General features: G+C 59.8%; 1 protein-coding gene. It reads right to left on the bottom strand.

The annotated features are described in order from the left end of the window. The coding region (locus tag VTU_RS29605) for a PD-(D/E)XK nuclease family transposase (RefSeq protein ID WP_010109051.1) at positions 1 to 635 on the bottom strand (635 nt) is incomplete at both ends.

The raw sequence follows: 635 nt of genomic DNA, 5'->3' as shown, positions 1-635 counted from the left end.
GCCTTGTGCCAACCCCTTCTTGACGCCTTCCTCCAGCCCCTCGGTCCGGGCATCGAGCAGGGAGCTTTTTTCGTTGCGCAGCGCATCCAGATGCTTCTGGTAGCGGTCGATTTCGACGGCGCTATAGCCTTGGAACTCGGCGAGCTTGACCGCGTCGGCCACCGGCGGGTAGGACAGAAGGGCCTCATCGGGTACGAAACCGGACCTGCCGGTATCGCGCAGAAAGCGCAGCCACAGCGCGGTGACCTTTTTCTCGGTCTTGGTTTTGGGGTTGAATTTGGGCAACTCCAGAATGACGAACTGCAAGCCTTTCAAAATCTTGCCGTGCCTGCCGCGCTTGGCGAGTTTGGTGATCTTGTAGTGGTGCAGCCAGCAGTCTTGTTCGTCGGGGTCTTTCTCGAAGACGTCGTTGAGCACCGTGACGGAGTAGACCGGGCACAGCGATTGGTAGGAATCCCCTGGCGAGAGTTGGTTCACGATGGCTTGCGCGCCGCTGAACAGGATGCGCGAGAAGTAAGCGTCGGTCCACAGCATCTGCATCTCGACGACGAACACCCGGCCGTTCTGATCGCAGCATTTGACGTCGACGATGGAAAAGCGCATGTCCGGGACTTGCGGCGCCTGCTCGGTGGGCA

The organism is Verminephrobacter aporrectodeae subsp. tuberculatae At4, assembly GCF_000193225.1.
Taxonomy (GTDB): Bacteria; Pseudomonadota; Gammaproteobacteria; order Burkholderiales; family Burkholderiaceae_C; genus Acidovorax; species Acidovorax aporrectodeae.
The sequence above is the reverse complement of the archived record's forward strand: the minus strand, read 5'-3'. Positions and strand labels throughout refer to the sequence as shown.